Source organism: Ottowia thiooxydans DSM 14619, assembly GCF_000422885.1.
In the GTDB taxonomy this organism is placed as follows: Bacteria; Pseudomonadota; Gammaproteobacteria; order Burkholderiales; family Burkholderiaceae_C; genus Ottowia; species Ottowia thiooxydans.
Window position 1 is genome coordinate 190,599 of record NZ_AUGX01000001.1, and the last position, 16,754, is coordinate 207,352.

Below are 16,754 nucleotides of genomic sequence, written 5' to 3' on the forward strand. Positions count from 1 at the left end.
TCTTGACCATGAAAGAACTTGATCCACTCATCCTGCTGTCGGTGTTCCAGGAAATGCTCGGGGCGCTGCTCTGGCCGTTGGTTGCCATCATGGTGCTGGGCACGCTGGCGTTCATGCTCTTGCTGGTCCGGGAGCGCAAGATCGTGTCCCGAAGGTTCGTGCGTTCGCAAGCTTTGGGACTGATCGGTGGCGTCTTTGCGCTCATGCTGATGGCGAACGTGTCCTCTTCCGGTTTCACGGATGCCGGCGGCCCCGCCGACTGGCTCTTGATCGCGCTGGTGTTTGGCCTGGGCTTGGTCGGTGCTGCCATCGTCTTCTACACCATCGCGGGGTGGTGGGCGATCTGCCGGCACCCTGAAGCCCGATCAGTTGTACTTTCCCATTAACCAGGAGTCTTTGAAATGACAAGCAACTATAGAGAACTTACGCACGAAATCATGGGCAATCTGGCCCCACTTCACAAAGGGCTCCCCCAGGTGATGAAAGGCTTTGGCGACATGGGCAAAGCAGCCATGGCCGATGGTGCTTTGGACGCCAAGACCAAGGAGTTGATCGCGCTGGCCGTGGGTGTGGCAGCACGCTGTGATGGCTGCATCGGGTTCCATACCAAGGCTTTGGTCAAGCTGGGTGCCTCCACCGCAGAGGTGAATGAAGCTCTCGGCGTGGCGATTTACATGGGGGGCGGGCCATCCGCGATGTACGCGGCCAATGCAGTGGCCGCCTTCAACGAGTTTTCTACGGCAGCCGAGAAACCCGCACCGTAACTGCCGACGGCATGTTTTGGCATGCCCCGTTTATTACCAACCATCCACCGAGTACCAACATGCAACAGTCTGATTTCGTCACCACCCTCTTTGACGGCAAGGGCAATCCCAACAAGGTGACCGTAGCCTTCACGATGGCGCTCAATGCTCTGCTCAAGGGCCATACGGCCTGCATCATCCTGATGGTCGAGGCGGTTGAGCTGGGAAGGCCAGATGCGGCAAACGGCATGGATATCGGTCCACCTTTCGAAGCCGTGGCCGATCTGCTGCAAAAGTACCTGGACAAAGGCGGGCGCATCGCCATTTGTAAGTCCTGCATGGTTCACAACGGCATGAGCGCCGAGCAGATGGATCCGCGCTTTGAGATCATTTCTGCGCCGGACGTTATCGACCTGCTGATGGGGGCCAATGGGTCGTTACAAATTGCTTGATGGCCGATAGGCTGCTTATCTCTTCTTTGTGCTGTAGGTAAGTACTGTCACCGACTGCGAGTTCTCGTTTTAGGGACATGGTCTTGTAGACCGGCGGGATTAGATGATCTAACCGACCGCCGGCCCACGTTGCCGTCCAACCTCCCACGACACCGCGGCTCCGCGCACCGTCGCCACCAGTGTCTGTCCCAGCCGGTGCTGAATCACTGGCTTCCACGGCACCAGTCGGAACCCCAACCCGTCATCGAGCATGGCGAACCGCCCGCTGGCGAGCATCACACTGCGTCGGTAGACGCCTCTGACGCGCTCGCCATCGGCCGCCGGTCGATGCTGCAAGCCCGTCTCGGCCGCGATGGTCCGACCGGCAGTCGCAAGCTCCCGCCCGCGCAGCGTCGCCAGCAGTTTGCCAGCCAGGACCACGCGCTGCCCGTGTCGCTCGGCCAAGCCTTGCTGGATCAAGAAGTCCGAGCGCTGTTGCAACGCATCCTTGACTTCGCTGCCGAAGCCCAGATCGCCTACACCCTTGCCGTCGCAGATCAGTCGCTGGTCCAACCAAGTCGCGCCGATCACACGGGTTTGTTGCTCGATGGGTAGGTGCGAACGTAGTTCCACCGCCACATCACTCAGGCGCTGTGCGTCGTACTGACGGCCCTGCTCGGGCAGGTCATCCGGTACCCGCCAAACACCTTCCGCCATGCGCTCCACGATGCCGAGTCGGCGCAGTGCTTCTAGTCGCCGAACGTGGGTATCGACCACCTCGCGCGGCTCCGGTGTGGACTGTGATTGGGCAATCGTCAGATGATGATCAGTACGGTACAGACCATGGGCAGCCAGCGCGGTGATGGTCCTGTCCGTCTCACGCACGCTGGCCGAGCCTTTAACTTCGACCACTGCACCGATCGGGAACTGCTCCACTTCGGTCTTGGCTGGTAATGCCACGTAGTGCGCCTTACCGTCAATGCCATCGACCACCAGATAGCCCTTGTCGTGCAGCTCGTCGGCCAGGCCTTTGGCGGCCACACGGCCGATGATGGAGCGGCTGTCCTCGCCCGGCTGGAACACGGCCAGGTCGCGTTGCTGGTTGCCCATCGCCCGCTGCATCGTGCGGATGATGTCGCCACGCTCGCCCAGTGCCCGCAGAGTCTGTTCGGCGTCAACGTGGACCGCCCAGACGCCGGGACGTTCTTCAGTCGCCAGTCCCATGCGTTGAAGCCGCTGCAAACGGCCCACCAGCAACACACGCTGCTGTCGCAGCTTCGGATCGCCGGCTGGTTGATCGACATGGTTCAGCCCGTCCCGTGCCTCACGTTGTAGGGTGCGATCCAAGCTGGTCCAGCGTTCCTGATCAACTTCGCGCACCAGCGTGCGCTGGATCTCCAGCTCCGTACGCGGCCCCAGCCATTCGGTGGATAGCTCGGCAGCGCGCTCGCGCATGCCGCGGGTGATGTAGGCCTGCGAGATGATGAGGTCTTTGCCGGTGTCATCCTTGCCGCGTAGCACGATATGGGTATGCGGGTTGTCGGTGTTCCAGTGGTTCACCGCTACCCAATCCAGGCGGCTGCCAAGGTCGGCCTCCATGCGGCCCATCAGGTGGCGGGTATAGGTGCGCAGGTCGTCGAGCTGTTCGGCATCCTCGGGCGAGACAATAAGGCGAAACTGATGCCGATCTTCCCGGCCGCGCTCCTCGAAAGCAGGCAAGTCGGCGCGGTCGGTCATCGGTCCGTAGGCCTCGCTGGTGTCCTGCTCGCGGCCCACGCCTTCGCGCTCGATGTAGCGCAGGTGCGTGATGGTCGATCGCACACCTGCCTGCTTCAGGTAGACCAGCCGCACCTTGACCGTGACGCGCCTGGAACGTGCGGACAGCACCTGCCCGGTGAAGCGCGCTGCCACATGGCCGCGCCCCAGCCGCGAACCCGGCGTCTTGCCGCCCTTGCCACGCTGCCCGCCGGTGGCGTTGGAGGCCTTGGTGGTCTGGCGCAATACCTGCGAGACAAAGGCCTGGCCGCGCTGCTTTGGGGTGCCCGGTCGGATGCGGAAATGATCGTCACCGTCCGAGTTGCCACGCTTGCTCATGGCGTTGCTCCAGCGAAAGCCATCGAATCACGGCGTGCCATGCACGCAGATTCTCCAATGCCCACAAGGCTTTGCCGACCCTCGCGGCACAGTGCCGCCCAAAGGCGCGTGCCGCGCCAACCCCACGTGCAGACTCGCTCATGGGCCGGCAGCGTGCCGGACCCTTCAATCTTGCCCTGCATCTTTTCCCGGCCTGACGACACGGGAATGCGATGCCCCGGCGGCGCTGCGCAGGGCCCAGCCTGCCGCGCGGCGAACGCCCGCCATGCCGCAGGCATGGAGCGTTCGGGGCAAGCGATCTGCACGGGGGAACGCACGACGCAGTACAACAGAGGGTGAGGTGCGAAGCGCGACGCGGGTGCGCTCGCGCTGCCCGCACTGCGACGCGGCGAGCGCATGCGCAGTGGCACGCCTGATAGCACGTCAATGACAAGCGACAGCGCGCCGGACGTGAGGTAGGCGAAGCGACGGTCAATGCGCCAGCGAGGCCGGCAGTCGGGCAAGGTCATGGTCGCTTCTCCAGGTGAATCGGCTGCGCCATGCCGATCACGGCGGATGCAGAAATCGGCCCGAAATAGCGGCTGTCGAACGACGCCGGATGGGTCGCGCTTAAAAGGAACAGCTCACCTTCGGCAAGCGGTCGGCACTGCGGCCACGACGGCAGCAGCCGTCCCATGCGGTCGGCAGGCAGCACGGCGGCCGCAGGCACGCCGTCTATCTGCACGACGCCGCCAACGATGCAGACGTGTTGTGGCGCGAGCGCGCTCACACGTTTGAGCAGCGGGATGTGCGCCGGTAGGTAGCCGCGCTGCGCAGCGAGCGCGGCCACGTCTGTCGGAAGCCGGACCAGCACGATGCTGCCCACGGACAAAGGACGCGGCGGCGATTCGGCTGGCGCTATGCGATACCAGCCGACCGGCACACTGTCGGACGGGTTGTAGACGAAACGCGCCGCAGGCTGCACGGAGGATGCCCAGGCCAGCGCAGCGAGGCTGCAGACAGACAGGGCCGCCAGCACGATGCGAGCACGCAGGCGTGAACGAGGCATGGTCGTCGTAGTGGCCGTCATTGCAGTGCCCTCCCGGCCAACCATGCGGTGTGCCGCTCGGTGGTGTAGTCGGGCAGCGGCAGGCCAGCCGCCAGACGGTTGCCCAGCGTACGCCAGTACGCGGGTGACACGTCGATGGTGGCGACGCCCAGAGCCTCGATGGCGTCGATCCTCGCCAGCGTGTCGTGCACCTTTTGCTCGCCCTCTGCGTGCAAAAGGATGCGTGCGCCGGGTTGCACACCAGGAATGCGCTGCACGGTATCCAATGGCGTGCAGGCCTGCATCACCATGAGCTGCCAGCGCGTAGTGCCGTAGTCGTTGGACTCCCAGCGGATACGGCAGAGGATGGACGCCGGCAGGAACACCGCGCTGCGTCGCCAGCGGTCGAGCTGGAGGGTGTGCGCCGGGTTGCCAAAGCGCAGATAGAGATTAATGCGCTGGCTCACGAAAGCGAGCGCCACGCGGGTCAGCGGCGTGTTGCTGGACTGCCTTGCGAGTGCGGAAAACGATGGCGAGGGCGATGGCGCAGCCGTGTCAGCGGCTGCTTGCACCTGGTTGTTTGCAGTCATGGTGTCTTCTCCGGGAACTCCCGCTCCAGCAAGGCACGCAGCAACTCGGCCACCGTGCTGTTCTGTGTGAAGGCGGAAACTTTGATGCGAGCGCGCAGCGCGGGCGTTACGTCGAGGGTCAATCGAGCGGTGTACAGGTCACCCTTGTGGATGTCACTGCCGTCGCCCTGGCGAATCCACGCTTGCGCTTGCGGATTCGCCGGCGGACGAGCGCCGATGGGGATGCGCGAGGCGCTTTTTTTGGGCGCGCCGCTCATGGTGACAACCGAAGCAGTTCATCGACCAGCGCGGCGATCTCGCGTGCGGCCGCGCCGTCCGGCGCCAGTTCGCGTGCCAGTCGGCCGGCGGCCACGCTGTCGGCAAAGACGATGCGCTGACGAACTTCGGCGCGCAGCGCGGGCAGGGGCTGATCGGCCAGCGAGCTGCGCGCCTCACGTCCGATCACCGTGGTGCTGACGCGCCGGTTGATGACGAAGGCCGCTGCCAGCTGCGGCCGAAAGACCTGCGCCTCGCGAATCAGCGCCACCATCTCGGCGCTGGCCCAGAGGTCGTAGGGACTGGGTTGGACTGGAATCAGTACGCAATCCGCAGCGAGTAGCGCGGAGCGCGCCAACGCTGCGATCCTGGGCGGGCCATCGATCACGACGTGATCGGCGCGCCTGGCGAGTTCAGGCGCCTCCTGGTGCAGGGTTTCCCTTGCCAAACCGACAGCGCTGAACAGCCGTGGCAATCCTTGCTGGCTGCGCCGCTGTGTCCAGTCCAGCGATGAACCCTGCGGGTCGGCATCCAGCAGGATGACCGATTGCCCCCGCATCGCCAGCTCACCGGCGATATGGGTGGCGAGCGTGGTTTTGCCAACCCCGCCTTTTTGATTGAGCAAGGCGACGATCATGGCGTGGCCCTCCGATGTGGAAAGCCTGTCTTTTTCTGCCTGGCAAAACGTCTTGGGTTTTGACTTCGGTTTTGGTTTTCAGCAGTTGTCCACCGAAACGGCGCGCTCCTACTAAAAGTTAGGTATTTGAAGTTAGGGGAGTTAAGGGGGGCCGAAACCCGCGCGGCTATTGGGTTTGCGGGCGGTTCGTACTCCTGATAGCACGACAGTCGTACTCCCGATAGCACGATACCCCTTACTCCTGATAGCACGAGTCTATGCACAGGCATTGCCGGAGTTATCCCCGTGCCGTATGCAGCACGGGACAGAAGGCAAGGATTTCCGCCTCGCCGGGCAATTGTTCGATGCTCAAGGTATAGCCCGGCAAGGACTGGCGTGCCACCAAAGCGCGCAGGTCGTAAGCGAAGTCCGAGAAGCGCGACGTGCTGCCCGACTTGCGATGCAGGTGCCGGAAGTCGAACTGCCAGCCGTATTCCTGCTTCCCGCCATGCTTGCGCACCAGCCGGTACAGCCAGCGCTCGATGCCGCCAGTGAGCTTGAAGTACGCCGGATCGATGGTGAGTACCAGTGCCGCATCCAGCACGCCCGCATAAAACCAGTCCGGCAGGATCAGCTCGATGCCCAGAGGTACACCATTGACGTCGGCCAGTTCCTTCCACTCGTTGATCCACGAGAAGCGATGCAGGCGCCTGCCTGTCGTTTCGCGGATCGACGTGGCAATCGTGGTCGATTGCAGGCGATCCAGGGCCGCCTTGAGGCGCTGGTAGTCGCGCAGCGACTTGCCGCGCCCGATGAAGCGCAGGATCTCGTAGGGCGTGGCGCGCATCAGCCGCGAGGGGCGCAGACCGGCATCCTTGGCTTCGACGATCTGGCTGGCTGCCCAGATCAGGATGTCGGCATCCCAGATCGTTGCGATGCCATGTTCGGCCGTACCCTCCACCCGCACGGTCACGCCACCGGAGCGGAAGTCGATCGGCGCAATACGCCGCGACTTCGCCAGGGAGAAGAAGGGATAGGCCATCAAGTCCTGGGCGTCGCGCGGTGCCATGTCGCCCGGCAGCGCGTGGAACAGGTCGAGCTGTTCGCGTTGCTGCATCGGCTGCACCTGCGGCAGCGATGGGCTGGACATGACGATGGCTGCCGGCGCGTCGATGGTCAGCGGCGACCATGTTGACCATCGCGGCTGTCTCCCGAGTGGTGCTCGGCATATTCCGGGTCGGACGTGGCCTCAAAACTGCGAGCGTCCGCCCAGGTTTCCAGATCGGCTACGGAATACATCACGCGCCGGCCGAACTTGCGAAAGCGTGGGCCACCGCCGATGACACGTTGCTTCTCCAGCGTGCGCGGCGAGAGACGCAAGAAGTCGGCGGCCTCATCGTTGGTGAGGTAACGGGCTGGCTGCGTGGTCGCGGGTGGGGGTGTGGCGGCGGGCCGCAAGGGAGCTGGTCTCATGGTGTGAACCTCCATCGGTCAGGGTCGCCGGCCACAACAGCGCGACCGGATGGAGGCCAGTCTCAAGAAAGGGCGGCGTCCTGCTCAGGGATGTTTTGCAGCGAACGCAGAACGTCCCTAGTCCAGCGGCGGAAGCTGTGCCAGGCGGCGATATCCGCCACGCATCAGCTTCTTGCCCCGCTGTACCAGGCGGCGCACGCGGGCGCGCAGGTCGCCGTCCGCGTGCCAGTCGGTGGCCACTGCATCGGGGCCGTACAGCACATCGGCTACCGTGCGAAGGGACGCACCCGCCAGGGTGCCGTCGAGCGCCTGCAAGGTGTGCAGCTCCAGCAGCATGGTCTGGCTTGGGCGGCATTTCGTCGCCGCGACAGGTTCGACACGCGCTGCTGCCAGCTTGCCCAATTCGTCCGCCAACGCGCGATACCGGGCGCAGGGCGAATGGCAGGCGCGGAAGGCGTGGACGTAGGCCATGCCTTCATCCAGCGCCGGCGCGAGTGCCAGCCGCAGGCAATAGCCCGGCAGACGGGCCACCAACAACAGGCGCCGGCCATCATGGATCAGTTGCTTGTAGCCTGGGATGCGCCAGAACTCAAAAGGCAAGGCATCGAGCGGTGGATCGACATCGGGGTAGAGCTGCACCACCGTGTCGTGGTCGGGGAACCAAGTCGGGTGTGCGGTCCGCGCATCCAGGCCAGGATCTTCCAGCAGGCGCAGACCCCAGAGCAGCGCGGTGTCGGGATGTCGGCAGCGGCGAAGCCAGTCGCGCCGATAGTCTGGGGCGCGCCGCAGGTATTCCCAGGCCAAGGCGGGGCCGTCCAAATGAAGAACATAGAGATACGCGGCGCTGGGATGCCACTGATCGGAAATTGCTTCTGCCATGGAGATCCCCCTGTTGGACAGCAGGAACAGTCGCCACAGGCACCAGCATTTAGAAAGCTATGGAGTCATCGTCAAAACGATATGTGAGTTTCTGTAAGATGGCGATGTCAAGACCGATGGTCTCCGAAGCGTTGCTGGATTTGTCCGAATGCGACGGCTGCACAACCGATATTGCTGTGCAGCATCAACAACGGTGCCGCAAAGCGGGCCGAAGATCATGACCATTTGGGCCACCATTGCACCGATCGAGTGCAGAGTGCGGATTGATGCGAACAGGGTCTGAACTCAGACCGAAATAGACACAGTGCGCTGCCATTGGCCCAGCTTTACAGCGTTCGGATGACCCTCTGAAGCGGGCTATCGGGTTCGATCAGTCGATGATCGAACAATTGATTCGGGCCAGCCGCGTGTACTCCGATAGCGTGCGCTTCGCCGTGAAATACAGGTCGCGTTCGATGGGCAGCTTGAACGGCCCGACGATGGACGCCAGATCCGAAATCTTTACCGCTCCCAGTTCGGGCATGCCGATGCCAATGTCGCAGAGGCCGTAGGCCGTAGGCCGTATCACCATCTTCGGGGTCAAGCTCGGTAAGCAGCCAGGTTGCGTGCGCATCCGGCGTGAACAGCTTGACGACGGGCTGCGGATCATGGTCGCCGCCTTCGGCTGTGATCCGGCCATTGGCCAGCAGTTGAGTGCGTTGTTCGTCGGTGAGGAGAGCTTGGATCATGGTTGCTACCTTTGAAGGGTTCGCTCCACGGCGGAGCGAGGCAACTGGGGCGCACGCGCAGAGCGCGGCCGTCATACCCCAACACGGTCCGGTGTGGGCCGGGGTTGACGTCAAGCGGCGTGCGCCAGGCTCGCGCACTTGTCCGCTGAGGGGTGAACCTGGAAAAAGCGGTGGTAGCCAGGATGCCCACAAAGCCGGCGATGCACGAAGCCGCATTGGTGGATGCACTGGGAACCTCAGATATGTGATTGCGGATTTACGGAAATCCGCAAATACGTAGAGTTGGAAGTCAACGAACGCACGCAAATACAGAGATACGGAACCGGCTTTGGGTTTAAGCGGAGAAGCACAAGAAAGAATGAGAGCGTCACCCGACATGGTAGGTTGAAATCAAAGAATGAGTTAAAGATAACGTGGTTTTAATTGTGCTGCGAATCGACCCTTCTGTGTATGCAGAAGCGATCAATCCAGCGTGGCCGACCGGCCGGCGCAACCACTTTCGAGGCCGAACCGGCACAAGCCTTCGGTGCGGCGGTGCGTGCGGCCAGAACAGAGCAAGGGGTTGCCCAGGAAACGTTGGCCTATCTGGCGGGCATCGAGCGCTCGCACATGGGGAAGATCGAACGCGGAGAACACATGCCCACGTTGGCGATCATCCTCAAGATCGCACGGGCGTTGGGTTGCAGTTCGGCCGATTTGATGACGGCGACGGAAAGCCGGCTTGCGGCTGCCGAGTCGTAGCACTGCCGCCAGAGAACACCCCGCCACGGTGGGCGGGGGAACGGGTTGACGATCAGTCGCCCTTGCTGCGCGACCAGATCAGGTTGTGCGTGCCGTCCTCTCCCTCGATCAGGCGGGCGTAGACCGTGGCAGGAAACGAAGGGTCGTCCAAACTGCACGACACATAGGGCCGCTCGGCCTGGCTGACTTTCTTCCACGCCGCGCCGACTTCCAGCCCAGTCGCTGCCTGGATGCGGAAGTCGGGGGCGTTGTCGCTGGTCTTGTCGTTCGGGATGAACTTGACCTTGACGTTGAGCGTCAGGGTGCGAAGCGTGCCGGTGAAGCCGTCTTTGTCTGGGGTGAAGGTGCCGATGTTGGCCATGATGAAGTTTCCTTTCGGGGTTGCAAGGTCGTGCCCATCGCGTCCTTGTTGTGATCCGTCCGGCGGGGGACGGGCTGGCTGCACCGCTTGCGGCCGCAACATCGTGGAGGGCCGGGAGGCGCAAAGAATTTGCTGCGCGAGGAAGGCACACCGTGCCGGGGAAATTGTTTGCGACGGACGGTTGCAGCCATGAAGCACGAGGCGCAGCCGCGCCCCCGCCAGGATTCACAGCGAGACAAGGACGCCTTGGGCCGATTCGCCCCGAAAGGAGACTGGCCCGGCTCGGCATCCCCGCTGCACAGCTTCACCGGCTCGCACCCTGACGCGGGCAAGACCAACAACCCAACGACGGGCGAGAACGTCCCTGCCGCGCCCTGCGGCGCTATGTTTGAGGCGTGGTGTGGAAGCTCCATTGCAAGGCCGGGCGTTGTGTCAGTGAACCGTCCTTCGTGACGTGAGGGGCAAGAACCAACAGCGTTGAGGACGGCACGCATCTGCACAACCTGCCGCAGCAAACCACGGCGTAACGCCCGCGCCTCGTCCATTGCGGCTGGGCACCTGCTTGGCCGATCCGGCGCTGCCGGTTCGGCTCTTTTGCAGGGGCGCCAAGTGCAACGCGGCGGGGATGGGCCTTGCTCCGATCCCTTGAAGGCAAGCGCCAGCGCGCAGCGCCGCAGGCGCGAAGGCGTGAGGGATTGAAGCCGAATGGCCGTGACGGCAAAGACGGCACGGGGCGCAGCCCGAAAGCCCGGCGGCGCATCGCGCCGACACGCCCAAGGCCAGCAGGGCATGTGGCGGCGCCGAGCAACACGCTGCCAGCATCTTGAATCAGCCCCATGACTACCGGGCGATCACCAGCGCGCCGACCACGCCCATGATGGGATCGACCCAGAGCATGGCACTGGCTTTGCACGGGCCAGTGCTCGAAGGCATCGCGCATACAGCGATGCCTTCAACGCCGCCGCCCGAGCAGAAGCGAAGGCGGCGGCAGTGTGGTTTGGGCTTCAATACCGGGCGCGGCCACTGCCGCGCCCGGATTTTTGAATCCACCGGCCGGAGGGCACCACGCCCATGGGCCGGTGCTGGCCGCCTTACTCCTTCGTCTCGATGATCCACCACACGGCACGCGGCAAAGCGTGGCCTGTGATGGGATGAATGTCGGTCAGGTCGGCGCGGGCCGTCCAGCCGGAAGGCGGACGGTAGCCGCGCACATCACCCTTACCGTGCCAGCAGCGGGCGCGCACAGTGCCGGGCGCATAGATAGCCGCCATCTCATGCTCATGGGGCTGGTGGCGGGCATGGTCTGGCTCCTTGCAGGCCAGCGCCCCGGCTTGCACTGGGGCGCTGTTCTGCGATGAGGGTCAAGCGGCCAATGCCTCGGCCGCTCTATCTGCCGCTGCGGCGGAATCCGGTTCTGCATCTGCTGCCGCGTCCTCCTGCGCCACCTCTTGCAGGCCTTTGGCCTTGAAAAGGACAGGCATCCAGCCCGTCCCCTTGGCCAGCCGCTCGGCTTCGCTGGCAAGGTCTGCCTTCTTGAGCTTCGCCAGTCGGTTGACGTGGTCCGGTGCGAACTCGCCCACGGCATCCAGAATCACGACTTTGGACACGTGCTTGAAGTAGCCTTCGGCGGTCGGTTTCCACCATGCGGCCATGTCCAGCCCCATGGCCTGCGCCAGTTTCTCGCCGGGCTGGTGCAGCGTGGCGCGGGGCGTCACTGCGTCCACCGTGGATGTCACGCATACCGCCAGCAGCTTGACCAGTTCGCCTTGCTCCATTGCCAGCAGTACGGCGAACAGTTCGGCGCTGTTCTCGGGCAGCTTCTCGCCCCATGCCTGCTGCAGTTCACGCAACGCCACGGCGGCGGGAGACTCCGGCCAGTCCGGGGCCACGCCTTCCAGCCTGTCCTGCACAGTCAGGCGCACGCCCAGCGGCAGATCGTGGCCGTAGCCGTCCTGCAAGACGGTTTGCACCATGCCATGCACCAGCGCGGCCAGCGCCACCTGCGGATGCCGGGCCATCTCGATTTGTAGCGCCGCCGTGCGGTGGGCGCTCAGGCGTTTGGCCAGCCGGTCGGACAAGTTGACGGCCTTGGGCTGCTCGGCAGCCTCGCCTTCAACATCGTTCTCGGCTTCGCCTTCCGCGTTGCCAAAACCTTGGCGCAGCTTTTCCAAGGTGCGCAGCGCCTTGGCCCCGGCCTCGCGCAGCAGTCCGCGATGAATCACTGCCTCCCCGTTGCGGTCGATGGTGACGATGGCCCCGGCGGCTGCGCGGGCGTTCGCGTTGTAGTCCATCAAGCCATCTTCCAGCGCCTGCAACTGCTGGCCCAGGCACTCGCCTTCCTCCTGCAAGACTTCGGCCTTGTCCTCGTCGTCGGCTTCCAGCGCGGCATCCACGGCCTCGCCAATGGCCTGCACCTTGGCTTCCAGCTTCTCGATGTGCTGCGCCTCGCGTTTGCTCGGCGTGCGCTGTTCCCTCGGTGCGCGCTGGAAGGCTTGCAGATCGGCATAGGTCATGGCGGGCGTGGCGTCCACCCATGCCCAGCCCTCGGCGCGGACGGCGGCGGCGTGGCTTCCCAGCTTCTCGCGCACCAGTGTTTCTAGCAGTGCGGTATCGGTCACATACACGCCCGCATCGCCTTCCGCAAACAGGTCACGGCGGATGCCGCCGCCTGCGGCTTCGTAGGTATCCAGCCCCACAAAGCGCACCAGCGCATGGGATGCCCCAATCTCGCGCTCGGTCAGGCGCTCGCGCAATGCGGTCGGGTTGCGCTGCCACTGCGGCGCATCGTAGAACGCGCTTTCCTGCGCGGCGTGGCCGTCGGTGATGGCAAGGGCCATCAACTGATCGAGCGTCACGGCATCGGCGCGATAGTCGGCCATCAGCCGGGGCGACACGTTGGCGAGCTTGAGACGGCGCTGCACCACCAGCGGCGTGACGGCGAAGTCTGCGGCAATGTCTTCGATGGAGCGACCCTCCGCGATCAAGGCGGCGAAGGCCTCGAACTGGTCGGCGGGGTGCATGGCTTCGCGCTGCACGTTCTCGGTCAGGCTCACGGTGCGGGCGGACGCATCGGCCACCAGCAGGCAAGGCACCTGCCAATCCTTCGCAATGCGGCGCTTCTTCGCCAGCAGCTTCAAAGCTGCCAGGCGACGGCCACCGGCCACCACTTCGTAATGCTCGCCATCGCTGGCAAGAATCACAGTCAGGTTTTGCAGCAGACCCACGCGCTCGATGCTCGATGCCAGCGGGTCGATGGATTGGCCCGCGCTCTTGCGCACGTTGCGGCGCGAGGGGCGAAGCTGCGACAGCGGCACCAGCAGCATGTTCTGCGCGGGCTGCGCCGGGATGACGGCATGCAGGGCTTGGGCTTCTTGATGGGTAACGGCGTTCATGGTGTAGCTCCTATCGGTATAAAAAAGAAAAGCAACGAAAAACAAGGGCAGAAATGGAGGGGCCTGCGCCCCTCCGGGGGAAATCAGGCTTTCAACTGGCGCATGCCATCGGCCAGCAGCCACAGGGCGCGGTTCAAACGCAGGTTGGTGTCGATGCCTTGCACCGGGCGGGTGCTCTGGCGGCGTCCATTGGCGGCGCGGCCAGTTAAACCGCCCTTGATGAGGTTTTCTTGCGTGCGGTTGAACACGCTCCAGAGGTCGGGGCAGTGGTCATCGATGCGGCGCGGCATCAGGATTTGGGTTTCCGTGATGGGCGCGGGCTTGTCCGGGTCGTCGTACTTGAGCGATAGCGCGGCACGGGCGAAAACCTCCGATTCCCCGGCATCCAGCGTGATGGCCTGCATGGCTTCGCGGGACTCCAGCGCACGGTCGAAACCGTGCAGAACCTCATATGCACCATCGATCACTTGTCCGGCCACGTCGCCCTTGTGGGGCACACGCACATCCGCCACGGTGTCGCCGCAGACCAGCCCGTTCTTGCAAACAAAGCGGAACATGCCAGCCAATAATTGATAGCTGCTTGTCCCGTCATGCGAGTTCAGCAGAATGATTTCGTTGGCCTCGGCCGCGTTGATCTGGCCCGCGTGGCGCAGCCTGACCATGTGCTTGGTGTGTTCGCGTTTGCCTTCATCGCGCACGCGGGTCTGCGTCACCATGAAGGGCTGGAAGCCTTCTTTCCGTAGCTCGTTCAGCACGGTGGCAGTGGGGATATAGGCATACCGCTGAGAACGGCTTTCGTGGGGAGCGTCCGCGAAGATGGACGGGGCCACCGTGCGGATTTGGTCATCCGACAGCGGATGTTCGCTGCGCAGGACGAGGGAACGGGAAGCGAAACGTGATGCGAGTTGCATGATCTTTCTCCAAAGGTTGCTGCTGTGGTTTCAAAGCTGACCGGATTCCAAGATTCGGAGCCCGTTGTGGCTTTGGTTGGTTCGGCGCAGTGACCTGGGCCGGTCCCTGTTTGCCGCCGTCTTTCCTTAGTTCATCGCCCGCGAAAAACCGGGCCAGCGAGGGACGGGCCGTCAAGGAAGAAGCGCAGGGTTGGTGCGGCCCGCAGCCGAAGGCGAGGACACGGCCCTGCGCGCCTTGACGGCCAGGCACTGCGGGCTACGGTCGCGGGAGAAAGCGATGAACTTGGGGAAAGACGAACAGCGGCCGAAGGGCAAGGGGATGCGCCGAAACCAACGCCGCGCGGCGAGCGCCCCCACGTGCCGACGGCACGTCTGGCTGGATGGCGGTTGGCCGATCAGGCAAAGCCTGTTCGGCGGCATTGCAGGGGCTCCAAACGCAGTGCGGCGGGGATGGGCCGAATGGCCGATCGCCCGGAGTCAGGACACGCGCGCAGCGCGCACGGTCTGGGAGAAAAAGCAAAGGGCCGTAGGCCCTTTGCTTCACAGCAGCCCGCGTTCAGCGAAGCTCACCACGTCGTTGCCGGCGACGATTAGGTGATCCAGCACCCGGACATCGACCAGACTCAGCGCCGTCTTCAGCGTGGAGGTGAGCACCTCATCGGCCCGCGACGGCTCGGCGACACCCGAGGGATGGTTATGGCAAAAAATCGCCGCCGCAGCATTGAGCGCCAGCGACTCCTTGACCACCTCGCGCGGATAGACAGATGCTTGACTCACCGTGCCCCGGAACAACTCGACATATTCGATCAGGCGGTTCTGCGCATCGAGCATCAGCACCGCGAACACCTCGTGCTCCAGCGCACCCAGCTTGACCCGCAAGAAGTCCCGCACCGCCTGCGGCGACGTCAGCACCTCACGCCCGCGCAGTTGCGCACCCAGCAGCCGCTGCGCGGCCTGCAGCACCTCGTCCGCGTTCGCCGGACGGTACTCACCCGCGACATCGCGAACGAGAAGGGACGATTCGATGGAAAGAGAAAGCTGCGACATGGTCTGCTCCGGTCTGTAGCGGGCGGAATTGCCCGAGACCGGCCCCAACACGCTGCAGCGCAGGTGTCAGGGTTCGCAGACGGCCGCCAGGACGCAAGCGACCAACCGCAGGGCAGTGCGCGCAGACCTTGACAGCGAGAACAGCGTGGTACGTTGAAGGGAACAGCAAGTCCACCCCACCACCTCAATGCACCATCCTGGGGCAAGCGCAGCGCGCAGGTCGTGAACGAAGAGAAGGCCGGAGGCGTCAGGGATCAAAGCCGAACGGCCGCGACTCGACACGAGGCGTGGGGCAACGCCCGCGAGCCCGACGGCGCTATCGCGCAGGGACGTCATAATGTTTCTGTTTGCAACAGAGAATATTGCAGTGAACAAACCCGGCGTTCAGATGCTGAGTCAGCCCAAAAGGGAAAGCTACAGTGACAACTGGAGGAGACTCAATGTCGATACTGCAGGAAATACTGGGCTGGACCCAAGGACTGTCCCCATGGCAAAGCGATGCCGTGGCACGCTTGCTGGCCAAACTGACGCTGACGACCGAATACCTGGATGATCTATACGCGTTGCTCAAGATGGCACATGGCATTTCCGATCCGAAGGACCGCAAGCCTAAGCCCCTCACGGCCGACCAGATTCCTGCGCCGGTCAAGGTGACGACGCACGTCGAACTGCGGGCCATGAAGAACCTGCGGCACGTCAATGCGATTGCCGATAACCAGCACCTGCCGTTCAGTGCAGCCGGAATGACGGTCATTTACGGCGACAACGGTTCAGGCAAATCGGGATATTCGCGCGTGCTCAAGCGCGCCTGCCGCACCCGAGATCAGATGGAAGCGATCCACCCGAACGCCCACCTCCCCACAGGCAAGGCCGGAATGGCCTAAGCCGCCTTCGAGATTGCAGTGGATGGCGTCGCGCAGGATGTGCAATGGACCCACGGAAAGGCGGCTCCCGCCGCGCTGTCATCGTTCGCGATCTTCGACTCGCGCTGCGCGCGGGCCTATCTCGACAGTGAGGACGACTTTTCCTATGTGCCCTATGGGCTCGATGTTTTCGAGGGACTTGCGAAGGTCTGCAAGCAGTTGAAGACCTTGATCGAGACGGAGCATGCGCAGTCGCTGTGTGAGGTGCTTAGTCTGGGTAAGCGGTGCGAAGCTGATCGAAGGTTGAAGTGGTAGAAAGTACTTACAGATCAGTAGGTTAGCGAAGTTTTGCGAAATCTTCGAAAACTGATCTGTGTACCTGTACTGTACTGCGCCGTAGAAGGCGAGTCACCCCGAGTGGATTTTTTCGGACTAATGTCCATAGAATTTGGCTCATGAGCAGTTTGAGCGTCACGCCGGTCGTTTTTGCGCATCTTGAGCCCTTGGACGGCTTGGTGCTACCCCTTCACCTGTCCGGAGAGAGTGGCCGCAATCGGGCCCAGGGTATGCCCTAGGTCGCAGCCAATGACGATCGCTCTGCGG

Annotated in this window: 23 protein-coding genes and 1 pseudogene; 6 read left to right on the forward strand and 18 right to left on the reverse strand. The window is 63.5% G+C overall.

The window, feature by feature from the left end; all coding sequences use genetic code 11:
- The first annotated feature begins 8 nt into the window (after nucleotides 1-8).
- The 3 genes from G518_RS0100965 to G518_RS0100975 are packed head-to-tail and all read left to right on the forward strand — an operon-like array spanning nucleotide 9 to nucleotide 1,195.
- Nucleotides 9-386 (forward strand): DUF5368 domain-containing protein, encoded by a 378-nt coding sequence (locus G518_RS0100965; protein WP_028600921.1) that lies wholly within the window; start codon nucleotides 9-11, stop codon nucleotides 384-386.
- Between the two features lie 15 nt (nucleotides 387-401).
- Nucleotides 402-764 (forward strand): carboxymuconolactone decarboxylase family protein, encoded by a 363-nt coding sequence (locus G518_RS0100970; protein WP_028600922.1) that lies wholly within the window; start codon nucleotides 402-404, stop codon nucleotides 762-764.
- A 59-nt stretch (nucleotides 765-823) separates the two neighbouring features.
- A complete protein-coding gene (locus G518_RS0100975) occupies nucleotides 824-1,195 on the forward strand; it encodes a DsrE family protein (RefSeq protein WP_028600923.1) in 372 nt (123 codons plus the stop codon).
- Between the two features lie 108 nt (nucleotides 1,196-1,303).
- Here the strand turns inward: G518_RS0100975 and G518_RS0100980 are convergent, their stop codons facing one another.
- From G518_RS0100980 to G518_RS33345, 10 genes and pseudogenes are all read right to left on the reverse strand, one after another.
- A complete protein-coding gene (locus tag G518_RS0100980) occupies nucleotides 1,304-3,268 on the reverse strand; it encodes a relaxase/mobilization nuclease and DUF3363 domain-containing protein (protein WP_028600924.1) in 1,965 nt (654 codons plus the stop codon).
- On the reverse strand, nucleotides 3,265-3,777 hold the full coding sequence (locus tag G518_RS0100985) for a hypothetical protein (RefSeq protein ID WP_051235776.1): 513 nt from the start codon (nucleotides 3,775-3,777) through the stop codon (nucleotides 3,265-3,267). Before G518_RS0100985 ends, G518_RS0100980 begins: the two co-directional genes overlap by 4 nt.
- On the reverse strand, nucleotides 3,774-4,337 hold the full coding sequence (locus tag G518_RS0100990) for a S26 family signal peptidase (protein ID WP_028600926.1): 564 nt from the start codon (nucleotides 4,335-4,337) through the stop codon (nucleotides 3,774-3,776). The genes G518_RS0100985 and G518_RS0100990 overlap by 4 nt, the downstream gene beginning before the upstream one ends.
- Nucleotides 4,334-4,885, reverse strand: a complete 552-nt coding sequence (locus G518_RS0100995) for a DUF2840 domain-containing protein (protein WP_036593144.1) — start codon at nucleotides 4,883-4,885, stop codon at nucleotides 4,334-4,336. Before G518_RS0100995 ends, G518_RS0100990 begins: the two co-directional genes overlap by 4 nt.
- Entirely contained in the window at nucleotides 4,882-5,142 is a 261-nt protein-coding gene (locus tag G518_RS0101000; protein ID WP_028600928.1) for a hypothetical protein, read from the reverse strand. The genes G518_RS0100995 and G518_RS0101000 overlap by 4 nt, the downstream gene beginning before the upstream one ends.
- Nucleotides 5,139-5,777 (reverse strand): ParA family partition ATPase, encoded by a 639-nt coding sequence (gene parA / locus G518_RS0101005; RefSeq protein ID WP_028600929.1) that lies wholly within the window; start codon nucleotides 5,775-5,777, stop codon nucleotides 5,139-5,141. The genes G518_RS0101000 and parA overlap by 4 nt, the downstream gene beginning before the upstream one ends.
- 277 nt (nucleotides 5,778-6,054) lie before the next feature.
- A complete protein-coding gene (locus tag G518_RS0101015) occupies nucleotides 6,055-6,906 on the reverse strand; it encodes a replication initiator protein A (RefSeq protein ID WP_028600930.1) in 852 nt (283 codons plus the stop codon).
- A 26-nt stretch (nucleotides 6,907-6,932) separates the two neighbouring features.
- A complete protein-coding gene (locus G518_RS0101020) occupies nucleotides 6,933-7,229 on the reverse strand; it encodes a helix-turn-helix transcriptional regulator (protein WP_028600931.1) in 297 nt (98 codons plus the stop codon).
- A 117-nt stretch (nucleotides 7,230-7,346) separates the two neighbouring features.
- Entirely contained in the window at nucleotides 7,347-8,108 is a 762-nt protein-coding gene (locus G518_RS0101025; protein WP_028600932.1) for a DUF2285 domain-containing protein, read from the reverse strand.
- Nucleotides 8,109-8,478: 370 nt separating this feature from the next.
- Nucleotides 8,479-8,836 (reverse strand): annotated as a pseudogene (locus G518_RS33345) (DUF2958 domain-containing protein).
- A gap of 450 nt (nucleotides 8,837-9,286) precedes the next feature.
- On the opposite strand from G518_RS33345, the gene G518_RS0101035 reads away from it, so the two are divergent.
- Nucleotides 9,287-9,577 carry a helix-turn-helix domain-containing protein gene (locus G518_RS0101035; RefSeq protein ID WP_028600933.1) on the forward strand — a complete coding sequence of 97 codons (291 nt, stop codon included), beginning with the start codon at nucleotides 9,287-9,289 and terminating at the stop codon, nucleotides 9,575-9,577.
- Between the two features lie 52 nt (nucleotides 9,578-9,629).
- Here G518_RS0101035 and G518_RS0101040 read toward each other — a convergent pair whose 3' ends face one another.
- The 8 genes from G518_RS0101040 to G518_RS40325 form a co-directional block, all read right to left on the reverse strand.
- The gene (locus G518_RS0101040; protein WP_028600934.1) at nucleotides 9,630-9,938 is read right to left on the reverse strand and encodes a DUF736 domain-containing protein; all 309 of its coding nucleotides are present in this window, start codon (nucleotides 9,936-9,938) and stop codon (nucleotides 9,630-9,632) included.
- 382 nt (nucleotides 9,939-10,320) lie between these two features.
- Nucleotides 10,321-10,878 carry a hypothetical protein gene (locus tag G518_RS40590; RefSeq protein ID WP_211231653.1) on the reverse strand — a complete coding sequence of 186 codons (558 nt, stop codon included), beginning with the start codon at nucleotides 10,876-10,878 and terminating at the stop codon, nucleotides 10,321-10,323.
- A 151-nt stretch (nucleotides 10,879-11,029) separates the two neighbouring features.
- The gene (locus G518_RS0101050; protein WP_028600935.1) at nucleotides 11,030-11,209 is read right to left on the reverse strand and encodes an anaphase-promoting complex subunit 10 family protein; all 180 of its coding nucleotides are present in this window, start codon (nucleotides 11,207-11,209) and stop codon (nucleotides 11,030-11,032) included.
- Between the two features lie 90 nt (nucleotides 11,210-11,299).
- A complete protein-coding gene (locus tag G518_RS0101055) occupies nucleotides 11,300-13,330 on the reverse strand; it encodes a ParB/RepB/Spo0J family partition protein (RefSeq protein ID WP_028600936.1) in 2,031 nt (676 codons plus the stop codon).
- A gap of 83 nt (nucleotides 13,331-13,413) precedes the next feature.
- The gene (locus tag G518_RS0101060) at nucleotides 13,414-14,241 is read right to left on the reverse strand and encodes a DUF932 domain-containing protein (RefSeq protein WP_028600937.1); all 828 of its coding nucleotides are present in this window, start codon (nucleotides 14,239-14,241) and stop codon (nucleotides 13,414-13,416) included.
- 171 nt (nucleotides 14,242-14,412) lie between these two features.
- A complete protein-coding gene (locus G518_RS39770) occupies nucleotides 14,413-14,661 on the reverse strand; it encodes a hypothetical protein (protein WP_156909229.1) in 249 nt (82 codons plus the stop codon).
- 120 nt (nucleotides 14,662-14,781) lie between these two features.
- Nucleotides 14,782-15,288: a RadC family protein gene (radC, locus tag G518_RS0101065; RefSeq protein WP_028600938.1), complete on the reverse strand. Its 507-nt coding sequence runs from the start codon at nucleotides 15,286-15,288 to the stop codon at nucleotides 14,782-14,784.
- A gap of 66 nt (nucleotides 15,289-15,354) precedes the next feature.
- A complete protein-coding gene (locus tag G518_RS40325) occupies nucleotides 15,355-15,624 on the reverse strand; it encodes a hypothetical protein (RefSeq protein WP_169457880.1) in 270 nt (89 codons plus the stop codon).
- 104 nt (nucleotides 15,625-15,728) lie between these two features.
- Between G518_RS40325 and G518_RS39050 the strand changes: the two genes are divergently transcribed.
- A complete protein-coding gene (locus G518_RS39050; protein ID WP_028600939.1) occupies nucleotides 15,729-16,172 on the forward strand; it encodes an ATP-binding protein in 444 nt (147 codons plus the stop codon).
- Nucleotides 16,173-16,190: 18 nt separating this feature from the next.
- Entirely contained in the window at nucleotides 16,191-16,466 is a 276-nt protein-coding gene (locus tag G518_RS40595; protein ID WP_028600940.1) for a hypothetical protein, read from the forward strand.
- Nucleotides 16,467-16,754 lie beyond the last annotated feature (288 nt).

Excerpts from the sequence above, each read along its gene's own strand:
- G518_RS0100965 (WP_028600921.1), top strand. The coding sequence starts at position 9 with ATGAAAGAACTTGATCCACTCATCCTGCTGTCGGTGTTCCAGGAAATG.
- G518_RS0100970 (WP_028600922.1), top strand. The coding sequence starts at position 402 with ATGACAAGCAACTATAGAGAACTTACGCACGAAATCATGGGCAATCTG.
- G518_RS0100975 (WP_028600923.1), top strand. The coding sequence starts at position 824 with ATGCAACAGTCTGATTTCGTCACCACCCTCTTTGACGGCAAGGGCAAT.
- G518_RS0100980 (WP_028600924.1), bottom strand. The coding sequence starts at position 3,268 with ATGAGCAAGCGTGGCAACTCGGACGGTGACGATCATTTCCGCATCCGA.
- G518_RS0100985 (WP_051235776.1), bottom strand. The coding sequence starts at position 3,777 with ATGACCTTGCCCGACTGCCGGCCTCGCTGGCGCATTGACCGTCGCTTC.
- G518_RS0100990 (WP_028600926.1), bottom strand. The coding sequence starts at position 4,337 with ATGACGGCCACTACGACGACCATGCCTCGTTCACGCCTGCGTGCTCGC.
- G518_RS0100995 (WP_036593144.1), bottom strand. The coding sequence starts at position 4,885 with ATGACTGCAAACAACCAGGTGCAAGCAGCCGCTGACACGGCTGCGCCA.
- G518_RS0101000 (WP_028600928.1), bottom strand. The coding sequence starts at position 5,142 with ATGAGCGGCGCGCCCAAAAAAAGCGCCTCGCGCATCCCCATCGGCGCT.
- parA (WP_028600929.1), bottom strand. The coding sequence starts at position 5,777 with ATGATCGTCGCCTTGCTCAATCAAAAAGGCGGGGTTGGCAAAACCACG.
- G518_RS0101015 (WP_028600930.1), bottom strand. The coding sequence starts at position 6,906 with ATGTCCAGCCCATCGCTGCCGCAGGTGCAGCCGATGCAGCAACGCGAA.
- G518_RS0101020 (WP_028600931.1), bottom strand. The coding sequence starts at position 7,229 with ATGAGACCAGCTCCCTTGCGGCCCGCCGCCACACCCCCACCCGCGACC.
- G518_RS0101025 (WP_028600932.1), bottom strand. The coding sequence starts at position 8,108 with ATGGCAGAAGCAATTTCCGATCAGTGGCATCCCAGCGCCGCGTATCTC.
- G518_RS0101035 (WP_028600933.1), top strand. The coding sequence starts at position 9,287 with ATGCAGAAGCGATCAATCCAGCGTGGCCGACCGGCCGGCGCAACCACT.
- G518_RS0101040 (WP_028600934.1), bottom strand. The coding sequence starts at position 9,938 with ATGGCCAACATCGGCACCTTCACCCCAGACAAAGACGGCTTCACCGGC.
- G518_RS40590 (WP_211231653.1), bottom strand. The coding sequence starts at position 10,878 with ATGCGCGATGCCTTCGAGCACTGGCCCGTGCAAAGCCAGTGCCATGCT.
- G518_RS0101050 (WP_028600935.1), bottom strand. The coding sequence starts at position 11,209 with ATGGCGGCTATCTATGCGCCCGGCACTGTGCGCGCCCGCTGCTGGCAC.
- G518_RS0101055 (WP_028600936.1), bottom strand. The coding sequence starts at position 13,330 with ATGAACGCCGTTACCCATCAAGAAGCCCAAGCCCTGCATGCCGTCATC.
- G518_RS0101060 (WP_028600937.1), bottom strand. The coding sequence starts at position 14,241 with ATGCAACTCGCATCACGTTTCGCTTCCCGTTCCCTCGTCCTGCGCAGC.
- G518_RS39770 (WP_156909229.1), bottom strand. The coding sequence starts at position 14,661 with ATGCCGCCGAACAGGCTTTGCCTGATCGGCCAACCGCCATCCAGCCAG.
- radC (WP_028600938.1), bottom strand. The coding sequence starts at position 15,288 with ATGTCGCAGCTTTCTCTTTCCATCGAATCGTCCCTTCTCGTTCGCGAT.
- G518_RS40325 (WP_169457880.1), bottom strand. The coding sequence starts at position 15,624 with ATGACGTCCCTGCGCGATAGCGCCGTCGGGCTCGCGGGCGTTGCCCCA.
- G518_RS39050 (WP_028600939.1), top strand. The coding sequence starts at position 15,729 with ATGTCGATACTGCAGGAAATACTGGGCTGGACCCAAGGACTGTCCCCA.